A 20789-nucleotide genomic window follows, 5' to 3' on the forward strand; every position below is an offset into this window, starting at 1 on the left:
GAGTGGCCCCTTTCAGCGCGATGGCGCGGATCGGCAGCGGGGGACCTCCTGCCACGGGGGACACCCGGCGGCCGTTCAGTGGACGAACGGGTTCGTCCGCGGCGCCTCGCCGCACGGGCGGTATGATTTCAGGACAGGCCCGATTCTTCTTGCCGGTCCCGGTTGAGAACATTTCGCGCCATCCTCCAAAGGGGTCCGCGCGCTCCCGGCGCGCTCCCCGTGCGGTCTGCGCGTTGACCCCTCTCGCGCGCGTCGAGTAGAACGATGTTCGCGCCAGAGCGCGCGACCCAGTCAGCGCCAGCGCGGATTGGAACCGCAAACGATGCGTTGGTTCGTCGAGATCTCATCGTTAGGCCAGAACGCACCGCCGAGCAGGAAGGTGTGCGTCGAGGCCCCGCAGTGGCAGCCCGCGCTGCAGAAGGCCCGGGCGCTCCGCGGCGATGGGGGCCCGCTCAACAATTTCTCCATCGATCTGCTGGAGAGCGGCTACCGAGCGATCGATCCGGCGACGCGCGTGCGGTACGTCGTGCAGCGCGCGCCGGATGACGCGGCGCTGACGGATGGGACGGACGCTCCAGCGGGCGCTTCGCCGGCCGGGGCGGCTTCTCCCAGGCAGGCCGATCCTGCGGGGCGTCTCCCCGGGAAGCGCCCGGTCGCGGCCACGGTTCCGTTCATCTCGATGGGGACCGCGCTCCTCGTCCCGGAGCAGGCGGGCGCCCCGGCACAGCCGGCGAAAGGCGCGGAGGCCGCGCCGGGGCGGGACGCGCCGCCGGAGCGACCCGCCGCGCCGGAGCGAGCGCCCGCGGCGCTGCCGCCTTACAAGCTCGTCTCGCAGCGCGAGGAGAATCCGTCCGATCGCTCGCCGCTCACCTACCGAGAGCTCGTCTATGCGGTCGCGACGGGCACCCCGCGCGATCTCGTCGGCGCGCTGCTTGTCGACCGGCTCGAGCACGCACGGCAGCTCATCGACGACGCGCGCCCGGGCAAGTTCATCCATATCGCCGTGTTCGATCATGTCTTCGACGGCCGGCCTCAGCGCGGCCCGCTCGCGACCCTCGCCTGGAAAGACTGGCGCTCGGCCGAGCCCGAGATCCAGTTCCGCCCGCGCACCGGCGGCACCACACCGCCGCCGGCCATGCCGCCTGCGAACCCTGCGCCGCCGGTTGCTGCGCCGCCGGCCACGGCGTCTGCGGACGCTGCGCCGCCGGTTGCTGCGCCGCCGGCCACGGCGTCTGCGGACGCTGCGCCGCCGGTTGCTGCGCCGCCGGCCACGGCGTCTGCGGACGCCGCGCCGCCCGCGGACGTGCCGCGGCCGGCCGTCGCGCCGTCGGCCGATGTGGTGCTGCTCTCCGCGCCGTCCGGCGAGCAGGGCGCGCTGCCCCGTCTCGAGCTCGTTCCGGAGCCGCTCGATGCCCCTGCTCCCACGCCGGCCCCGCCGCCGCGGCGGCGCTCCTCCTTTCCTCCCAAGAACGGGCGCCTCTCCGGCGACGACCTCATCGCCGAGCTGTTCGAGGCGTGCAGCGATCTGCACTTCCTCCAGGACACCCTCGCCGGCGCAGACTTCATCCTCGCGCTCACGCTCGACAAGATCCCGTGTGCGCTCGGCCTCGTGTCGCTGTTCGACATCAACCGGCGCGAGTTCGTCGTCGTCCGGCAGTACGGCGGCAAGAGCGCGCTCCTCGCCAGGCTGTCCGAGCGGGCGCCGCTCCCGCTCGCCGCGATGCGGTCGAGGCGCGCCGTCGTGGTGCCCGACGCGTCGAAGGACGAGCGCGCCATGGACGAGCGCTGGAAGGCGATCGGCGTCGAGCTCCGGAGCGTCATCTGCGCCCCCGTCGAGCTCGCGGGCCGCTACCTCGGCCTCCTCGAGATCGGCAATCCGCTCGATGGAAGGCCCTTCTCCGAGAGCGACGGCAACGCGCTCACGTACATCGGCCAGCAGTTCGCGGAGTTCGTCGGGGCGCGCGGCGTCGTCCTCGATCCCGGCCTCGTGACTGCAGGGACGAAGAAGGCCGCCCGCTAGCGGGGCCGCGCGATGGACCTCCTCCCCTCCGCCGGGCAGCGCCATCGCGTCCCGTACTTCGCCCTCGTCCCCGCCATCGTCGTCGCGGTGCTCGTGCTCGGAGGGATCGCGCTGCGCACGACGCTGCAGATCGAGAAGGCGCGGCAGCAGACCGTCTTCGACGCGACGCTCACGCTCGCCGACGAGCGCGTCGACCGCCTCGACAAGCTGATCATCGCCCAGGACAACGTCGTCGCCGCGCACGTCGACGTGGCGAACCTCTCGGTCATCGCCCGGAGGTGGCTCCCCACGGCGGCCCGCGAGACGCCGACCGTGCGCGCCATCCTGGTCCTCGACATGGACCACGAGGCCCACGACGTGCTCGCGTTCGCCTCGCGCGGCGCGTCCGGGCGGGAGGACGACGCGTTCCGCAAGCTCCTGCTCTCGCGCCTCTTGCCGCAGATGAACTTCTCGGACGACACGACCGAGCTGCGCCACCTCCACCACGTCATCGATCAGCAGAGCCTGCTCGTGAGCTACTGGCAGCGCGAGCACATGGGGCACCGCTGCCTCATCGTCGCGTGGCACGAGGTGCCGCGCCTGGTCCACGAGGTGATGCCCCGGCTCTTCCGCGACCTCGATCGCGAGAAGAGCCGGATGAACGTCATCGACGAGGAGGGCCGCATCGTGTTCGGCCCGCCCATCATCGGCGGCGAGTTCACCGTCGGGCGGCCGTTCCCGACCACGCTCTACAACTGGCGCCTCCAGATGGCGCTCACCACGGCCGAGGAGCTCGGCGAGAAGGTCGAGCGGCAGCGCCTGATCGAGATCCTGATGGTCGGCTTCTCGGCCCTTGTCGCGCTGGCCGGGCTCGCGATCGTGGTGCTCGCCTCCGTGAACGAGCGGCGGCTCGCGGCGCTGAAGAGCGATTTCGTCGCGAACGTGTCCCACGAGCTCAAGACGCCGCTCTCGCTGGTCCGCATGTTCGGCGAGCTCCTCCTCGGCGACCGCGTGCCCAACGACGAGAAGCGCCGCCAGTACCTGCAGATCATCGTGAGCGAGAGCGAGCGGCTCACCGCGCTCATCGAGAACGTCCTCGATTTCGCCCGCGTCGAGCGGGGCAAGGCCGCCTACGAGTTCGCGCGCGGGAGCGTCGCCGATGTGGCGGCGCGCGCCGTCGACATGTACCGCTACCGCGCCGAGCGCGAGGAGATGACCGTCGAGCTCACGATCGCCGAGGGGCTGCCCGAGGCGCTCATCGACGCGCGCGCGCTCGAGCTCGCCCTCGTGAACCTGCTCGACAACGCGCTCAAGTACGCGAAGGACGGCGGCCGCGTCGCCGTCGCGGTGGAGGTCGAGGGCGGCGGCGGCGGGCGCCTCTCCGCGCTCACGCGCAAGGCGAGGCGGGTCGCCATCCGGGTGAGCGACCGCGGGCCGGGCATCGATCCCGACGAGCAGAAGCACATCTTCGAGCGCTTCGCGCGCGGGCGGCGAGCGAGCGAGCGGCAGGTGCGCGGCAGCGGGATCGGGCTCGCGCTCGTGAAGCACATCGCCGAGAGCCACGGCGGCGCCGTGCGGGTCGAGAGCCCGCTGACCGACGACGGGCGCGGCAGCGCCTTCGTCGTGTCGCTCCCCGCGCTGGAGCACGACCGGGAGGCGCCGGAGGGCGCCGCGAAGCCCGAGCCGCTCGCCGCCGAGCCGGCGCCGGACACGGGGGCGCCGTGAGGGCGCGCGGGAGCGGTAAGGCGGCGCCCCGGCCGGAGGGCGCCCCGGTCAAGGCGGCGCCCCGGCCGGAGGGCGCCCCGGTCAAGGCGGCGCCCCAGCGGAGAGAGGCCGCGCGGAGCGCTGCGCGCAAGCCGGAGCCCCAGCGGAGGGACGCCGCGCGCAACGTGGAGCCCGAGCCGAGGGACTCCGCGCGGAGCGCCGCGGTCAAGGCGGCGCTCGACGGGGTGCGCGCGCGGTGCGCCGTCGAGGAGCGCCGCGCCCGAGATCCCGTGTCCTTCGTCCATCGCTACACCGACCCGGCCGATCAGGAGCTCGTGGCGCTCATCGCCGCGTCGCTCGCCTTCGGCAACGTGAAGGCGCTGCACGCCAAGATCGGTGAGGCGCTCGACCGGCTCGGGCCCGACATCGCGCTCACGGCCGACGACGCCCGGGTCGTCTCGGCGCGGCTGCGCGGCTTCCGGCACCGGATCTACCGCGATCGCGACCTCGCCGCGCTGATCGTCGGCGCGCGCCGGGTGCAGCGGGCCTCGGGCTCGCTCGGCGCGGCCTTCGCGGCCGAGCTCTCGCGGTGCCACGACCTGCGCCAGGCCCTCGGGGCCTGGGTGCGGGCGATCCGGCGCGCGGGCGGCCTCGATCGACGTCCAGACGACCGCGGAGCAGCCCACATCCTCCCCGACCCCGAGAAGGGCAGCGCCGCCAAGCGGCTCATGCTCCTGCTGCGGTGGATGATCCGCCCCGCCGACGGCGTGGACCTCGGCCTGTGGCCCGTGCCGCCGTCGGCCCTCCTCATCCCTGTCGACACCCACATCGAGAAGCTCGGCTACAACATCGGGCTCACCGACCGAAGGGGCGCCACCTGGAGGACGGCAGAGGAGATCACCGCGGCCCTCCGCGGCTTCGATCCGGCCGACCCCGTCAAGTACGACTTCGCCCTCTGCCACCTCGGCATGCTCCAGCAATGCCCGTCGCGGCGCGATCCGGTCCGCTGCGAGGGGTGCGGCGTGAAGCCGGTCTGCCGTCACTGGGACAAGTGAACACGCCACACACGACAGATTTCCGTCCGGAACAATCACGTACCTGATCAGATCGAGAACATGGAGTCCTTCGAGTTTGAATCAGATTGCAAATTTAATTTGCAGAAGTGAAACGACGGCTGGTGCGGTGGGCTATAAGTATTCGAAATCCTGATTCGGGAGGAGCGGCACAGGGCCTGCAAAAGAGCAGTCGAGCGCCGTCGCGGAGACCTTCCCCCCCCAGGTCCGCGAGGCGCTTTTTTCATTTTGTCTTCGGTTCTCGCCGCTCCGGTGCGCGGTTGCGCTCGACCGTTCGGCACGGCAGCACGGCACGAAGAGCGCCGCAACCGAGCCCCCCCGAGCTCTGCTGCGGCGTTCTTCGTACCGTGCCCCCGTTCCCGGGATGCTTACGGGACCCTTGCCAGCTCTCTCTCCTCGCCTTGGCCGATGCGACGCGCATGCCACGTTCCGGGGCGGCGGATCTGGAACTTTTGTGCACGCCTGTGCTGGAGATCTCGATCTCGCACCGCGGTAGGCCCGGGCACACGGGCATGTCCTTGCGCGACGCGAACCGCCGTGAAAACGAGCCGTTGCCAACGTGCGTTTCCGCCAGAGGCAGTCGACGAGCACGCTGTCCTGATCGGTGCGGCGGAGTCGATTCCGGAACGCTGTGTGACTTTTTCACGCGCTGCAGGAGATGATCGTGAAACGTGCTGTTTGCACGGATTCATGATCCTCCAGACGAGCGAACCGGGTTGCAGCCTCGACGAGCGGCTGGCCTGTGTTCCGTCCTCCTTGGTGTAAAAGAATGTCGAGGTTGCTCGCATGCGGAAGCGGCGCCAGCAGGTAGATTGAACGTATGGTCTGGACATTCGGGGCTTATCTCCTGGTGGCGCTGGCGCTCGCTGTGGTGGCGGCGATCGCGCTCTGGGCGCACCTCCTTTACTGGGTCAAGCGGCTGACCCTGCCGCTCGAGTACAGCGTGGAAGAGGTCCTGAGGACCGAGGATGGTGCGCCGATCGAGATCCGCCGCGTCCCGTGCCCGAGCGGCGCAGAGGTGCAGCCGGATCTGCCGCCGATCCTGCTGGTCCACGGGATCGCGGCGAACCACAGGAACCAGGACATCCACCCCGATTACTCGCTGGCTCGTCACCTCGCCACGCTCGGACGCGACGTCTGGTTGCTGACGTTGCGCAGCGGCCGCCTCCTCACACGTGCCGAGCGGCGCGGCGTCCGGTTCTCGGCCATGGTCCAGTACGATCTCCCGTGCGCCTTCGAGGCGATCCTGAAGCGCACCGGCGCCCGTTCGCTCGATTATGTGGGCTTCTCCATGGGCGGGATGCTGCTCTATGCCGCGCTGGGCCGGAGCGTGCCCGGAGATCGGGTCCGCCGCGTCGTCATCGTCGGCTCGCCGGGCCGCCTCACCACGCCCGTGCGCCTCATGCGCTTCCTGCCGGGCCGGCTGCTGCCGGGCGTCCCGCTCCGCTTCATGGCACGCAGCGTCGCGTTCGCCTCGGAGTGGCTGCCGACGCCGATCCACCACGCCGTGGCCAATCCGCGCAACGTGCCTCCCGGCGTCACGCGGCTCGCGCTCGTCAACTGCATCGAAGACATCCCCGCAGCGCTGAACGCGGACTTCGCCGGCTGGATGGCCAGCGACGGGGAGATCCGCGTGGACGGCGAGAGAGTCCTGGACGGCCTCGCGTCGGTCGCGGCGCCGGCCCTGTTCATCGCGGGCAGCGCCGACAGGATCGCCCCCGCCTCGTCGGTGCGCGCGGCCTTCGACGCGTGGGGACGTGACCGCCCGGAGACGCCGAAGCGCTTCCTCGTGCTCGGGCGCGACTTCGGGGCACGGGAAGATTACGGCCACGGAGATCTGGCTGTGGGCGCCTATACCGGTGTCGAGCTCTTCGAGCCGATCGCTCGCTTCCTCGGTCCGGATCCGCAGCCCGAAGACGCGCCGGGGCCCGAGGTGGGCGCTCCAGCGCTGGAGGCCATCCACGCGCGTCAGCCGACATCCGACGAGGCCGCTCCGCTGCCGGATCTCCCGGCCGCCTGACGCCTGCGGCCCTCGCGGACGGCTCATTCACCCTTGGAGAGGCCGCTCCTCTCCTCGTGGCGCGCGCCGGGCCGCGCGCTGCGCCAAGGCCGGTGCGCTCCACCTCATCCGGTCGCGTTCACGCATCCAGTCGCGCTGAGGTCGAACGAACTCGCGTCGAAGTGCGGTGATCCATGATTGCAGAGCGAAAGCGAAGAGGCGTATCCTCGATGCCGGATCTCTCGGAGCCCCACGGTGGCCGGCGTGTCCGCAGAAGGATGTTCATGAGTCACCCCGGATTGCGCGCCAGAGTCGAGCTGTCGTCGATGGCGCTCTGGCTGACGGTCGCGGCCCTCCTCGCCCTCGCCGCGTCCTGCGCGGCCGGGGACGAGGACGCCGTGTCGTGTGATGACGGCCTTACGCCGTGCGGGGGAAAGTGCACCGACACGCGGGCCGATCCGGACCACTGCGGCGGCTGCGACGGCGTCTGCACGAGCGGGCAGCGGTGCGAGGCGGGCGCGTGCGTCGGGGACGGCGGGGGCGGCGGGGGCGGCGGGGGCGGAGCGGGGGGCGCGGACGCCGCCTCGGCGGGCGGCGCGAGCGGCGAGCTGTGCGCCTCCGGCCTCGTGGCGTGCAGCGGCGCGTGCGTCGACATCGGCGTCGACGTCCACCATTGCGGGGGCTGCGGCAAGGAATGCACGGTCGGGCAGCTGTGCGAGGGCGGCGCCTGCCGCTGCGACTCCGGCCTCACCGAGTGCGGCGGCGCCTGCGTGGACCTGGAGAGCGATCCGCTGCATTGCGGGAGCTGCGAGGCCCGGTGCGCCTTCCGCGAGACGTGCACCGAGGGGGCGTGCGTCTGCAACGAGGGCTTCGCGGTCTGCGACGGCAAGTGCGTCGATCTGACCGCCGACCCGGCGCATTGCGGCGCGTGCGGCGCGGCGTGCGCCCCGGGGCTGTTCTGCCACGAGGGCGCGTGTACCTGCGCCGCCGGCGACTACGAGGACATCGGCTCGACGGTCCCGCAGCTCGTGAGGGGCACCACGGTCGGCGCGGAGACCTATTTCTCGCTCACCTGCATGGCCGCCGGCTCGTCCGAGTTCGTCTACCGGTTCACGGCCGAGGAGGCCGGCAGGTACAAGTTCGACACCGCCGGATCGAGCTACGACACCGCCATCGCCGTCCTGGATTTCGACGCTTGCGAGGAGCTGGCGTGCAATGACGATGGCGGGGGAGCCGATACGGGCAGCACCTCGGTGGTCCTCGAGGAAGGGCAGAGCGTCTTCGTCGTCGTCTCGGGTTACAACGGCGCGCAAGGCGATTTCGCCCTTCGCCTCGACCGGGTGGCGCCGCCGGCGTGCCCGCTCGGCAGCATCCCGTCGACGCTCCCGCAGAGGATCACGGGCGACACCTGGGGGCTCGGCGACGGCATGTCGACGCGTTGCGGCTCGATCGACACGCCCGACGCGAGCTACACGTTCACCGCGCCGCGCGCCGGCAGGTACATCTTCGACACGGCCGGCTCCTCGTACGATACCGTCCTCGAGCTGCGCCGGTCCTGCACCGGCTCGTTGATCTCCTGCAACGACAACGCCACGGACACCGAGACGTCGCGCCTCGTCACGAGCCTCACCGCGGGTCAGACGGTGGTCGTGATCGTCGACGGCATCGACGGCGGATCCGGGCCGTTCACGCTCAACGTCACCGAGTACATGCCGCCTTCGTGTCCGGAGTTCACGCTCGGCGCCACGTTTCCACGGTCGGTGACGGGCACCACCGCCGTCCTGGATCGCGTGAGCATCCTCCCGTCGCCCTGCGCCAACGGCGGCGGCCCGGAGGTCACCTATGGTTTCACCGCGCCGGCGACCGCACTCTACACCTTCGATACCTTCGGCTCCTCCTTCGACACGGTCCTGCACGTCCACGCGGGGACGTGCAGCGGGGAGAGCCTCGCGTGCAACGACGACACGTCTGGCCTGCAATCGAAGGTGAGCTTGATGCTCGACGAGGGGGAGACCATCATCGCCGTCGTGGACGGCTACTCCGCAGTCACCTCGGGCGATTTCAAGCTCAACGTGAGCCAGACCATCGTCCCTCCGTGCCCGCTGATCGATCTCGGGTCGACAGCGCCTCAGACCGTGACGGGCACCACCGCGGAGGCGGTCGATATCCTGCACCCGAGCTGCGGAAGCACCGGCGCCGGCGAGGTGACCTACAGCTTCACCGCGCCCGCGGCCGGCACGTACGTCGTCGATACGTTCGGATCGAGCTTCAACACGGTCCTCTCCGTTCTCGACGGCAGCTGCTCCGGGGACGCGCTCGCGTGCAACGACGACGCGGCGGGAGGCGAGCAGTCGCGGCTGACGCTGGACCTCGACGAGGGGCAAACGGTCATCCTCCTCGTGGAGGGCAGGTCCGCGGACGCGTCGGGCGATTTCACGCTCACCATCGCGCCGTTCTCCGGCGGCGGGACCTGCTCGACGGCGATCGATCTCGGCTCTGTCGTCCCGCAGATCGTGACGGGGAGCACCGTGGATCGGCCCGAGTCCGTTCGCCCGAGCTGCGGTCTCTCGAATGCTCCCGACATGATCTACCGCTTCACCGCGCCGGCGGACGGGCTCTACATCTTCAATACGTTCGGATCGACCTTCGACACCGTGCTCCAGGTCTTGAATGAGAGCTGCTCGGGGATGCCGCTCGGGTGCAACGACAACACGGACGGCCAGCAGTCGCGCGTCACCCTCCGCCTGGCAGCCGGTCAGACCGTCCTCGTCGTCGTCGATGGCCGCGGCACGAGCTCCGGCGACTACGTGCTCCAGGTGGACCGGTTCACCGGTCCGGGGACCTGCGCGACGGCGATCGACCTCGGAGCGGGCCTGCCGGTCACCAGGACCGGCACCACGCGCGGTCAACCCGACGCGGTGAGGCCGAAATGCGTCTCCGCGACGTCGGCGTCGTCTCCGGAGACGGTGTTCACCTACACTGCCCCGGTCCGCGGCACCTATATCATCAACACCGTCGGTTCGTCTTTCAATACCGTCCTTCATGTCCACACGGCCGGCTGCAGCGGCAATGAGGTCAAGTGCAACGACGACATCACCGGCTCACGAGCGTCGAGGGTAGAGCTCGAGCTCGCCGCCCGTCAGGTCATCACCGTGGTCGTCGACGGGGTTGATGGAGCGTCGGGCGATTTCACGCTGAACATCGCCAGGCCTTGAGTCCACGCTGCATGTGCCCTGGAGCCGATCTGCCGACGGTGTCTGTCGCTTCGCGCCCGCGAGGGCGCCTCTCCGCGGCGCGGCGCGGGCCGCGGCGCGACCTCTGCGAAGCGAGCCGAACCTCGCGCTGCTCGAGCGCCCCCGCCGGTTGCGGATACGTGGGCCGTAGGCGTATCCTGGCGCGCGCCTCGTTATCCGCTTGCCTCGAACGGCCAGGCACCCCCGAAGGATGGCTATGAACAGATCCGGATTGCGCCCCAGGCCTGCCCTGTCGTCCGCTGCGCTGCTCCTGGCCGCGGGGGTCGTCCTCGCGGCGTCTTGCGCCGAGGGCCCGAGCTCGTCGAGCAAGTGCGCCGATGGGCTGTCGCGGTGCGGTGATGAGTGCGTGGAGCTGGAGGCCAATCCCGCGCACTGCGGCGCGTGCGGCGAAGCCTGCGAAGAGGGGCAGCTCTGCGTGGAGGGCCGCTGCGGCGAGGGCGGCGGCGGCGAGGGCGGCGCCGGCAGCGGTATCGGAGAGGGCGTGGGGGGCGAGGAGGAGTGCAGAGAAGGCCAGACCGACTGCTCTGGCAAATGCGTGAACCTCGAGACCGACCCAGGGAACTGCGGCGATTGCGGCGTCAAGTGCCCGATGGGGCACGTCTGCGCGGGCGGCGCCTGCGCCTGCGCCGGCGATCTCACGGAGTGCGACGGCGCCTGCGTGGATGTGCTGAGCGACAGGCTCAACTGCGGCCGCTGCAAGAACGGCTGCGCGCCCGCCCAGCTCTGCGAGGGCGGCGCCTGCGCCTGCCCCGCCGGTCTCATGGATTGCGATGGCTCGTGCGCCGATCTGCAGACGAGCCAGCTGCACTGCGGCGCCTGCGGCGTCGCGTGCGAGCGAGGGGCGTTCTGCCAGGCAGGCGCCTGCACGTGCGTCGTCGGCACGTACGACGAGCTCGGCGATAGGTTCCCGCAGACGGTGACGGGGACGACCATCAGCGGCGAGACGAACTACGACCTCGCGTGCGTGGCCGCCGGCTCGTCGGAGCGGGTCTATCGCTTCACGCCGTCCGAGGCGGGGACATACACGCTCGACACCGTCGGGTCCGCCTTCGATACGGCCATCGGGGTGCTGGGAGCGACCACCTGCGCCCAGCTCGCCTGCAACGACGACATCGACGCCGGGGTCGGCCAATCCAGGGTCCGCGCGGTCCTCGACGCGGGCCAGCCGGTGCTCATCGTCGTGACCGGCTTCGACGGGGTGGAAGGCGATTTCACGCTCAACATGGCGAAGGCCGGGCCGCCGGTCTGCGCGAAGGAGAAACTCGGCGCTGCGCTCCCGAGCACCGTCACCGGCAACACCGAGCTCCTCGGCGACGTGGTCACGCCGAGCTGCGGCCAGCCGAACGGCCCCGACGCGAGCTATGCCTTCACGGCGCCGGCGGACGGGAAGTATGTATTCGATACCTTCGGCTCCGGGTTCAACACGATCCTGGAGCTGCGGAAGGGCACGTGTGATGGTGACGTGCTCGCCTGCTCCGACGACTCGCGAGAAGGAGCGCAGTCGCGCGCCGTGGTGGATCTCCGCGCCGGCCAGGAGATCGTGGCGATCGTCGATGGCTTCGAGGGCGCGAGCGGGCCTTATAGGCTGAACGTCGCCGAGTGGGCGCCGCCCGCGTGCCCGATGCTGGATCTCGAGTCCACCTACCCGCAGACGGTGACGGGCCACACGTCAGGCCTCGACAACACCGTCCAGGCGGCCTGCGCTGCGGGCACTGCCCCCGAGGTCAGCTACAGCTTCACGGCGCCCATCACCGGCCGGTATACATTCGATACGCTCGGCTCGGCCTTCGACACGGCGCTCCACGTTCACGACGGCAGCTGCACGGGCGCGTTGCTGGGGTGCAACGACGACACGGCGGGCGCGTCGTGGTCGCAGGTGTCCACGCCGCTCGTGGCGGGGCAGACCGCGGTCGTGGTCGTGGACGGCGCGGCCTTGAAGTCCGGCGCCTACAAGCTCAACGTGAGCGGCGTCCCCGCGCCCCCGTGCCCGGCGAACGCGCTGGAGTCGGTCGTCCCGCAGATCGTGACGGGGACGACCGCCGATCGCAGCGACTTTGTGGCCGCTCCGTGCGGCAAGGTCGGCGGCGCCGAGACGGCGTACAGCTTCAGGGCGCCGTCCGATGGGCTGTATGTCTTCGATACGTTCGGATCGAGCTTTGACACGCTCGTCCACGTGCACGCCGGCACGTGCGGCGGGGTGGTGCTCGGTTGCAACGACAACAACACGGGGGTCCAGTCGCGGGTCGTGGTGCCGCTCGCCGCGGGGCAGGAGACCGTCGTCATCGTCGATGGCGCCGGGCCCACGGCCGCGGGCACGTTCACGCTCGGCATCAGCCTGTTCGAAGGCGTCGCCACCTGCGCGAACCCCGTCGACCTCGGCTCGACGGTCCCGCAGGAGGTGACGGGCTCCACCCTGAACCAGCCGAACTCCGCCACGCCGAGCTGCACCACGTCGAGCGGCAACGACAGGGTCTATCGCTTCACCGCGCCGGCGGCCGGGACCTACGTCATCGACACGCTGTCGTCGACGTTCGACACCGTCCTCCACGTGCACGATGGCGACGGCTGCTCGGGCCCCGAGCTCGCGTGCAACGACAACGCGCCCGGCGCGGCCACCTCGCGTGTGACGGTGACCCTCGCCCAGGGGCAGGTGATCACGATCGTCGGCGACAGCCGGGCATCCTCCTCCGGCAGCCTCACCCTCCACATCGCCGCCCTGCGTTGAGCCGGGCGCGGTTCGCTGGGACTGGTCGGCCGCTGCGCGGACCCGGCCAGGGGGGGCCGGGGCGGGGATCGGCGCGCGTGGGGGCAGGTGGGACCGGCGTGGAGCGATGGACGCCGGCCGGCGCTCTCGTCGGTGCGCGCCGCGGGCGACGCGGGCGACGCGGGCGACCGCGGGCGACGGCGGCGCGATGAAGCGTACGCCCTAGGAGTTTTCTTGAGGGCGGCGCCCGCCCGTGCGAGTCTCGGCCCCCTTGGGACGTGCGCCCGCCATCCGGGACGCGCCCCTGTGATCCGGGTCGAACCATGCCAAAGGAACGCGTGTTCTCCCTCGATGCCGTTCGGACTGACGGCTGGTTCGAGCGTATAGGCGACGGCATCGGCAGCTTTCAGGCGCTCTGCGAGATCGTGGGCGAAGCGTTCTTTGCCTTCTCGATGATTACGGGCGCCCGCATCACGGCGCTCACCGTCGACCGCCGCAACCCGGACAACACCCTGGTCGACTTCGTTATCGCGCCGCCGGGCGAGGAGGATATCGACGGCGACGTCCAGCGGCTCACGCTCGCGGACTTCCGCCACCGCCTCGTCGGCGCCCTCCTCACGGAGGACACCACGCCCCCCGCCCCCGAGCGGGACACCGACCTCGAGGGCATCCAGCTCCACATCGGCGTCCGCTACCTGCTGCTCGCCCCGCTCTACGGCTACAGCCTGCGCAAGCTCGCCGTCGAGGGGAAGACCTCGCGCCTCCTCCTCCTGCGCGACGGCATCGAGGAGACCCACGAGCTCAACGAGTTCCGCGCCCGCATCCGCTCGCACGTGCGCGACGAGCTCGAGCGCGCGTCGGCCGGCGCGCGCTCCGCCATCGACCTCACGAAGGTCGCCGAGGCCGAGGTCGCCTCGCAGCGCGGCGACTTCCCGAAGGTGATCCAGCTGCTCGGCACCTGGCCGGCCCCGCTCGCGATCTTCCTGCGCACGCCCGAGGGGCAGATGCTCACGCCGGACGCCCGCAGCCTGATCGCCAAGGGCCTCGGCCTCCTCGGCACCGCGTGCGTCAAGCTCGGCGAGGAGCACCAGGGCGAGGAGGTCATGCGCCTCGCCGTCCAGTACGCGCACGACGGGGCCGCGGCCGGCGACATCTTCCGCCGGCTGGGCGAGGCCATGCTCGACGACGGACGGGCCGGCGAGGCCATCGGCCCGCTCCGGCGCGCCGCCAACCTCGGGGCCCCGCCGAAGCAGATCTGGCCGCTGCTCGCGAGGGCGTTCGTGCAGCGCAAGAAGTTCGTCGCCGCGCTCGCCTGCGTCCGCGAGGCGAGGAGCGTGGGCGTGGCGGACGCCGACATGGTGGAGGAGATCCGGGAGATCGAGGCCAGCCTGGGGACGGCGCTCACCGCGTGGCGAGGGCTGGTCCTGGCCGCGAGCCGCTCCTAGGATTGCGGCGCGCGCGTTGTTGACCGATGACCGACCGCTGCCCACCGGTTGACCGACCGCCTCCATTGACACCCCCGCGGCGGCCGACTAGATCCGGCGCGGATTAAGCCGGGATCGCTCGGATTTTTGCTGTTTCAGGCAGCATCGCCGCGTCGCTCTCACCTTTTTGGACTGCATGGTTCGGGGCCGTGGGCCCCGAGGTCTCGCCCCGAGACGCCGCGCGCCTCGGCGAGATGGTCGACCCTCACCGGGGTCGATCCGTAGGAGAGCTCTCTCGATGGCCACCTACATCCCCCTGTTCCTGCTGTTTCTCGTCGCCGCGATCATCGCGCTCGCGATGTTCACGCTGACGTCGCTGCTCGGCCCGAAGAACCCGACGGCCGAGAAGATGATCCCGTACGAGTGCGGCAGCGACTCGACGGGCGGGCGATTCGTCAAGCCAAGCGTGAAGTTCTACCTGACGGCGATCCTCTTCGTCGTGTTCGACATCGAGGCGGTGCTCATCTACCCGTGGACGGTCCAGTTCCGCTCACTCGGGTGGACGGGCCTCCTGACGATGAGCTCGTTCATCGCGATGCTCGTCGTGGCGCTCGTGTACGTGTGGAAGAAGGGAGCTCTGGAATGGGAGAAGTGAAGGCCGGAGGGCCCTCGACGCGGGTGATGGAGGGCTCCGAGCACGGCTTCGCGACCACCCGGGTGGACGCGTTGCTGAACTGGGCGAAGAAGTACTCGCTGTTCCAGTACCCGTTCGTGACGGCGTGCTGCGGCATGGAGTACATGGCCATGGCGAGCCCGCGCTTCGACATGGCGCGGTTCGGCGCCGAGGTGCCGCGCTTCTCGCCGCGCCAGGCCGACCTGCTCTGGGTGGTGGGGACCATCAGCCAGCGCCAGGCGCCGGCGCTCCGGCGCATCTACGAGCAGATGGCGGACCCGAAGTGGGTGCTCGCCTTCGGCACGTGCGCCTCGTGCGGCGGCTTCTACGACAACTACACGACCGTCGCCGGCATCGACAAGGTCATCCCCTGCGACGTCTACGTGCCCGGCTGTCCGCCGCGCCCCGAGGCGGTGCTCGACGGCCTCATGCTGCTCCAGGACAAGATCGCGCGCGGCGATCGCACGCCGGCGATCGTCAAGCCGCGCGAGGACCCGGCGCAGACGACGGAGACCCTCATCGCCCTCCAGCGCAAGGAGAGGAGCCTGCCATGAGCAAGAAGGTCCTCGAGCTCCTCGCGGCGCAGTTCCCCGGCGCCGTCCTGGAGACGCACTCGCAGTTCGGCGACGACACGGCGGTGCTCGACCCCGCCGTGTGGCGCGACGCCGCCCTGTTCCTCCGCAACGACCCGCGGACCCAGATGAACATGTTCGTCGACCTGACGGCGGTCGACTACCTCTGGCGCGGCGACGTGCCCCGCTTCGAGGTCGTCTGCCACCTGCGCTCGCTCGAGCGCAACCACCGCATCCGGATCAAGGCGCGGGTCGGCGACGAGGAGGGCAACGGCGCCGAGATCGACTCGATCGTCCCGGTGTGGAAGGGCGCGAACTGGTTCGAGCGCGAGTGCTACGACCTGCTCGGCATCGTCTTCAAGGGGCACCCGGATCTCCGGCGCATCCTGATGTACCCCGAGTTCGAGGGGCACCCCCTGCGCAAGGACTACCCGGCCAACCGCATCCAGCCGCTCATCCCGTTCCGGGACGTGCCGAACACCGGCAAGCTGCCGCCGTTCGGCCCGGACGAGGGCATGAGCTTCGGCCGCCAGTCGCACGACTTTGCGCTGCGCGGCCCGGGGGCGTCGATCGACGGAGACGAGGCCGCGAGCAACGGCAAATCGCATGGCATCGGCGCGGGCGCGCTGGAGGAGCGGAGCTGACCCATGGAACCCCTGGATCGCGAGCTGGACGAGGCCGCGCTCGACCTACCGAGCGAGCCGATGCTCCTCAACATGGGGCCGTCCCACCCGGCGATGCACGGCACGGTGCGCATCGTGCTCGAGCTGTCCGGTGAGACGATCAACAAGGCCGACGTGCAGATCGGCTACCTGCACCGCGGCTTCGAGAAGATGTGCGAGCGCGGCACGTGGTCGCAGGTCTTCCCGTACGTCGACCGGCTCAACTACGTCTCGCCGATGCTCAACAACGTCGGCTTCGCGCTGGCGGTCGAGAAGATGCTCGGCGTCACGGTCCCCGAGCGCTGCCAGTACTACCGCGTGATCCTCGGCGAGATGGCGCGCATCTGCGATCACATGATCTGCAGCGGCGCCATGAGCATGGAGCTCGGCGCCTTCACGCCGTTCCTCTACCTGTGCCGCGCGCGCGAGATCTTCTGGGAGATCTTCGAGGAGGAGACGGGGGCGCGCCTGACGCACAGCTTCGGCCGCGTCGGCGGCATGGCGCGGCCGCCCACGGCCGACTTCAAGGCGATGGTCCGCGTGGGCCTCGCGCGCGTGCTCGCGCTCGTCAACGACGCCGAGAAGCTCATCCTCAAGAACCGCATCTTCCTCGATCGCCTCGACGGCGTCGGGCAGATCTCGCAGGAGGACGCGCTCGCGCTCGGCTGGACGGGCGTCGTGCTCAGGGCGACCGGCGTGCCGTACGACGTGCGCCGGGCGAACCCGTACATGGTCTACGACCGCTTCGACTTCGACGTGCCGGTCGGGACGCGGGGCGACAACTACGACCGGTTCATGTGCCGCCAGGAGGAGATCCGCCAGGCGGGCAGGATCATCGAGCAGGCGCTCGATCAGATGCCCGACGAGGGGCCCATCAACATCGACGATCCGCGCATCGTGCTGCCGCCGAAGGAGGAGGTCTACACGACCATCGAGGCGACCATCCAGCACTTCAAGATCGTGATGGAGGGCATCAAGGTGCCCGCGGGCGAGTGCTACTCGTACACCGAGGCCGGCAACGGCGAGCTCGGCTTCTACCTGGTGTCCGACGGCAGCGGCACGCCGTACCGCGTCCGCATCCGCCCGCCGTGCTTCGCCACGACGCAGGGGCTCACCCAGCTCATCACCGGGCTGATGATCCCCGACGTCGTGCCGACCTTCGGCTCCCTCAACATGATCGGCGGGGAGTGCGACCACTAGCGACGGCGCGAGGAGCGCTCCCGTCATCGACGTAAGAAAAGAGGGGGCCTGAGCGGCCCCGCCGGGAATCGAGAGCACGATGCCTACGATCAAGATCGACGGAAGGGAGATCCCCTTCGAGAGCGGTGACACGATCATCCGCGCGGCGCACCGCGCCGGGATCGACATCCCCCATTACTGCTGGCACCCGGGCCTCAGCGTCGCCGCCAACTGCCGGATGTGCCTGGTCGAGGTGCTGCCGCCGCCGGGGAGACCGGCGATGAGCCTCGACATCCTCCGCTGGGATCCGGCGAAGCAGGACTACGTGCCGGCGGCGAAGCCGAAGCTCCAGCCGGCCTGCCAGATGGCCTGCGCGAACGGCATGGAGGTGCTGTCCGACAACAGCGACCACGTGTCCGAGGCGCGCTCGGCCGTGCAGGAGCTCCTGCTCTTGAACCACCCGGTCGACTGCCCGATCTGCGACCAGGCCGGCGAGTGCCGCCTCCAGGACTACTGGCTGGAGCACCAGCGCAAGGGCAAGCGGATGCGGCAGGAGCCGGTGCACAAGCCGAAGGCGGTCACCTTCGGCCCGACCATCGTCTACGACGCCGAGCGCTGCATCGTCTGCACGCGGTGCATCCGCGTCTGCAACGAGCTCGCCCGGGATCCGGTGCTCTCCGTCCGCGAGCGCGGCAACCTCGGGGAGATCACGGTCTCGCCGGGGCGCGAGCTCGACCACAACTACACGCTCATGACCGAGCACGTCTGCCCGGTCGGCGCGCTCACGTCGCGCGATTTCCGGTTCAAGGCGCGGGTCTGGTTCCTCCGCAGCGCCCGGACCGTCTGCCAGGGCTGCGCGACGGGCTGCAACGCCTACCTCGACTACGATCCGCGCAACAACACGCCGTACAGGCACCGCCCCCGCGAGAACATGGCGGTCAACACGTACTGGATGTGCGACGAGGGCATGCTGTCGTACCGGCACGCGGTCGAGGGGCGGCTGCTCACGGCGCTCGTCGGCAACGACGACGCGAGCGTCGACGACGCGCTCGCAGCGGCCAAGGAGCAGCTCGCCGGCCACGGCGACGACCCGTCGAAGGTCGCGATCGTCCTGTCGGCGCAGCACTCGAACGAGGACAACTTCGCCCTCTACCACCTCGCCACGACGTACCTCGGCGCGACCGACTTCTTCGTGTCGGGCAAGCCGCTCGGCCAGGGCGACGAGATCCTCATCAGCGAGGACAAGAACCCGAACACCCGCGGCGCCGTGCAGATCGCGGCGGCGACCCCGCCGCGCCCGGTCGCGGAGCTGCTCCACGGGATCGCGTCCGGGCAGTACGCGTACGTGGTCGCCCTCGGGTCGGACCTCGAGGTCGACGCGGGCGAGGCGCAGCGGGCGTTCTCCCGGCTGAAGGGGGTGGTGACGATCGCCGCCCACGAGGGGCCGCTGGCGAAGGCCGCGCGCGTCGCACTGCCGGCGTGCTCCTGGGCCGAGGCCGAGGGGACGTACGTGAACGGGAAGGGCCTGGCGCAGCGGAGCGAGCGGGCGCTGCTCCCGCACGGCGACGCGCGCCCGGCCTGGGAGCTCATCGGCCGGCTCGGGCGCACGCTCGGGTACGAGACCGGGTGGAAGACCCTGGCCGAGCTCCGCCGCGCGATGCCGCCCGGCGCGGCGCTCGGCGGGGCAGGCGCGCCCGCTGCGGCGCCCTCCGCGCATGCCGCGTCGGCGACCGTCGCCGACGGCGCGCGGGTCGAGCCGAAGAAGACGGAGGCCACGGCATGACCAGCGTCGAGCTCGCTCTCGCGATCGTCAAGATTCTCATCGTCATCATGTTCCTGCTGAACATGGCGGCGATCGCCACCTGGGCCGACCGGCGCCAGGGCGCGATGGTGCAGGACCGCGTCGGCCCGAACCGGGCGGTCGTCTACCTGCCGTCCCTTGTCGTGCGGGGCATCGTGTTCTTCCCGCCGGCGCTGCTCGCGGCGCTCTCCGTGTTCACGGCGACGCGCGCGGCGTCCGCCCCGGCCGCGGCCGAGACGATGGTGATCGGCGCGCAGTTCGCGGTGGCCGTGGCCTGGCTCGGCCTGATCGTGTTCTGCGCGTCGGCCCGCAGCGGCGGCCCGATCAACCCGGCCGAGGAGGCGCTCGCCCGCGTCGAGCCCCGCAACATCTTCTACGGGGGCGTCATGGCCCACATCGCGGTCTTCTTCCTGACGCAGGCGATCCCGCTCTCGGCGGCGCCCGTCGTCGCGCGGATCGCGTGCGTGCTGCTCGGCGCGCTGCTGCTCGTGACGGGCGCCTACGCCGCGCTGCGCGTGCCCGAGGGCAAGATCCCGCTGCGGCTCCTCGGCACGCTCCACGCCGCCGCCGACGCGATCAAGATGATCTGGAAGGAGGACTTCATCCCGAAGAACGCCGACCGGCTCCTCCACTCGCTCGCGCCGCTGCTCGCCATGTTCCCGGCGCTGGTGACGTTCGCGGTCATCCCGTTCGGCGACAAGCTCTGCTTCGAGGACAACGGCGACGGGATCTTCGGCTTCGGAGACCTCCCGCTGCTCAAGCGGACGGTCGACCAGGCGTTCACGTGCAGCGGCCACGTCGTGAACCTCCAGGTCGCGGACCTCAACGTCGGCATCCTCTACATCTTCGCGATGGCGGGCACCGGCATCATCGGCGCCGCGCTCGCGGGCTGGGCGAGCGACAACAAGTTCTCGCTGCTCGGCGGCCTGCGCGCCGCGAGCCAGATGGTCAGCTACGAGGTCGCGATGGGCCTCAGCATCGTCGGGCTCTTCATCATCTACGGCAGCGTCCGGCTCGGCGACATGGTGCAGTGGCAGGCCGAGCACGCGTGGGGGATCTTCGTCCAGCCGCTCGCGTTCGTCCTGTTCCTCGCGGCCCTCGCGGCCGAGACGAAGCGCATCCCGTTCGATCAGCCCGAGGGCGAGAGCGAGATCGTCGCCGGCTACTTCGTCGAGTACTCCGGGATGAAATTCGGCATGTTCATGACGGGCGAGTACGTGGAGCTCATCACGTCGAGCGCGCTCCTCGTCACGCTCTTCTTCGGCGGCTACCACCTGCCGTTCCTGGATCGCGACGGCATCAACATCGCCTTCGGCGACGCGACGCTCTTCCAGTACAAGATGACCCACTTCGCCGTGAGCCTGACGTACGTGCTCGCCTTCTTCGGCAAGACGATCCTCATGACGTGGGTGCAGGTCTTCTTCCGCTGGACGCTGCCGCGCTTCCGTTACGACCAGGTGATGCGGCTCGGGTGGACGAAGCTCCTGCCCCTCACGCTCGTCAACATGATGGTCACGGGCATCGTCGTGCTGGCCGTCGAGTCGGCGCCCGCGGGGCTCCGTGACGGTCTCCAGGTCGCGGGCGACATCTCCCACGCGGTCGTCGCCCTGGGCGGCTTCGCGGCGGTCGTGGCGCTGATCGCCGGCCTCCTCGAGCCGGTCGAGCGCCAGCGCACCGTCAACTCCACCTCTTCCCGGTTCGCGGCCGCGGCGGGGGGCACCAAGGCGTCGCCGCAGCAGGCGTAA

Annotated in this window: 13 protein-coding genes; all 13 read left to right on the top strand. The window is 70.5% G+C overall.

What is annotated here, in order from left to right:
• The first annotated feature begins 322 nt into the window (after nt 1-322).
• The 13 genes from WME90_RS02985 to WME90_RS03045 all read left to right on the top strand — a co-directional run bounded on the left by WME90_RS02985 (nt 323) and on the right by WME90_RS03045 (nt 20789).
• A complete protein-coding gene (locus tag WME90_RS02985) occupies nt 323-2020 on the top strand; it encodes a GAF domain-containing protein (RefSeq protein WP_437279535.1) in 1698 nt (565 codons plus the stop codon).
• Nucleotides 2021-2032: 12 nt separating this feature from the next.
• Nucleotides 2033-3724 carry a sensor histidine kinase gene (locus WME90_RS02990; protein WP_437279536.1) on the top strand — a complete coding sequence of 564 codons (1692 nt, stop codon included), beginning with the start codon at nt 2033-2035 and terminating at the stop codon, nt 3722-3724.
• On the top strand, nt 3721-4758 hold the full coding sequence (locus WME90_RS02995; protein ID WP_437279537.1) for a TIGR02757 family protein: 1038 nt from the start codon (nt 3721-3723) through the stop codon (nt 4756-4758). Before WME90_RS02990 ends, WME90_RS02995 begins: the two co-directional genes overlap by 4 nt.
• Nucleotides 4759-5596: 838 nt before the next feature.
• Complete coding sequence (locus WME90_RS03000; protein WP_437279538.1) at nt 5597-6796, top strand: alpha/beta fold hydrolase; 1200 nt, start codon at nt 5597-5599, stop codon at nt 6794-6796.
• Between the two features lie 263 nt (nt 6797-7059).
• The gene (locus tag WME90_RS03005) at nt 7060-9990 is read left to right on the top strand and encodes an MXAN_6577-like cysteine-rich protein (protein WP_437279539.1); all 2931 of its coding nucleotides are present in this window, start codon (nt 7060-7062) and stop codon (nt 9988-9990) included.
• Between the two features lie 235 nt (nt 9991-10225).
• Nucleotides 10226-12754: an MXAN_6577-like cysteine-rich protein gene (locus WME90_RS03010; protein WP_437279540.1), complete on the top strand. Its 2529-nt coding sequence runs from the start codon at nt 10226-10228 to the stop codon at nt 12752-12754.
• A 317-nt stretch (nt 12755-13071) separates the two neighbouring features.
• A complete protein-coding gene (locus tag WME90_RS03015; RefSeq protein WP_437279541.1) occupies nt 13072-14178 on the top strand; it encodes a hypothetical protein in 1107 nt (368 codons plus the stop codon).
• 277 nt (nt 14179-14455) lie between these two features.
• Entirely contained in the window at nt 14456-14812 is a 357-nt protein-coding gene (locus WME90_RS03020) for an NADH-quinone oxidoreductase subunit A (RefSeq protein ID WP_437279542.1), read from the top strand.
• Nucleotides 14813-14838: 26 nt separating this feature from the next.
• On the top strand, nt 14839-15384 hold the full coding sequence (locus WME90_RS03025; protein WP_437283553.1) for an NADH-quinone oxidoreductase subunit B: 546 nt from the start codon (nt 14839-14841) through the stop codon (nt 15382-15384).
• On the top strand, nt 15381-16046 hold the full coding sequence (locus tag WME90_RS03030; protein ID WP_437279543.1) for an NADH-quinone oxidoreductase subunit C: 666 nt from the start codon (nt 15381-15383) through the stop codon (nt 16044-16046). Before WME90_RS03025 ends, WME90_RS03030 begins: the two co-directional genes overlap by 4 nt.
• A gap of 3 nt (nt 16047-16049) precedes the next feature.
• Nucleotides 16050-17264 (top strand): NADH-quinone oxidoreductase subunit D, encoded by a 1215-nt coding sequence (locus WME90_RS03035; RefSeq protein WP_437279544.1) that lies wholly within the window; start codon nt 16050-16052, stop codon nt 17262-17264.
• Nucleotides 17265-17343: 79 nt separating this feature from the next.
• Nucleotides 17344-19026 (top strand): 2Fe-2S iron-sulfur cluster-binding protein, encoded by a 1683-nt coding sequence (locus tag WME90_RS03040; protein WP_437279545.1) that lies wholly within the window; start codon nt 17344-17346, stop codon nt 19024-19026.
• Complete coding sequence (locus WME90_RS03045; protein WP_437279546.1) at nt 19023-20789, top strand: complex I subunit 1/NuoH family protein; 1767 nt, start codon at nt 19023-19025, stop codon at nt 20787-20789. The genes WME90_RS03040 and WME90_RS03045 overlap by 4 nt, the downstream gene beginning before the upstream one ends.

It is taken from the genome of Sorangium sp. So ce375, assembly GCF_051473855.1.
Lineage (GTDB): Bacteria > Myxococcota_A > Polyangia > Polyangiales > Polyangiaceae > Sorangium.

Coding starts and splice junctions, on each gene's coding strand:
- WME90_RS03035 (WP_437279544.1), top strand. CDS start 16,050: ATGGAACCCCTGGATCGCGAGCTGGACGAGGCCGCGCTCGACCTACCG.
- WME90_RS03045 (WP_437279546.1), top strand. CDS start 19,023: ATGACCAGCGTCGAGCTCGCTCTCGCGATCGTCAAGATTCTCATCGTC.
- WME90_RS03010 (WP_437279540.1), top strand. CDS start 10,226: ATGAACAGATCCGGATTGCGCCCCAGGCCTGCCCTGTCGTCCGCTGCG.
- WME90_RS03040 (WP_437279545.1), top strand. CDS start 17,344: ATGCCTACGATCAAGATCGACGGAAGGGAGATCCCCTTCGAGAGCGGT.
- WME90_RS03020 (WP_437279542.1), top strand. CDS start 14,456: ATGGCCACCTACATCCCCCTGTTCCTGCTGTTTCTCGTCGCCGCGATC.
- WME90_RS03025 (WP_437283553.1), top strand. CDS start 14,839: ATGGAGGGCTCCGAGCACGGCTTCGCGACCACCCGGGTGGACGCGTTG.
- WME90_RS02990 (WP_437279536.1), top strand. CDS start 2,033: ATGGACCTCCTCCCCTCCGCCGGGCAGCGCCATCGCGTCCCGTACTTC.
- WME90_RS02985 (WP_437279535.1), top strand. CDS start 323: ATGCGTTGGTTCGTCGAGATCTCATCGTTAGGCCAGAACGCACCGCCG.
- WME90_RS03005 (WP_437279539.1), top strand. CDS start 7,060: ATGAGTCACCCCGGATTGCGCGCCAGAGTCGAGCTGTCGTCGATGGCG.
- WME90_RS03030 (WP_437279543.1), top strand. CDS start 15,381: ATGAGCAAGAAGGTCCTCGAGCTCCTCGCGGCGCAGTTCCCCGGCGCC.
- WME90_RS03000 (WP_437279538.1), top strand. CDS start 5,597: ATGGTCTGGACATTCGGGGCTTATCTCCTGGTGGCGCTGGCGCTCGCT.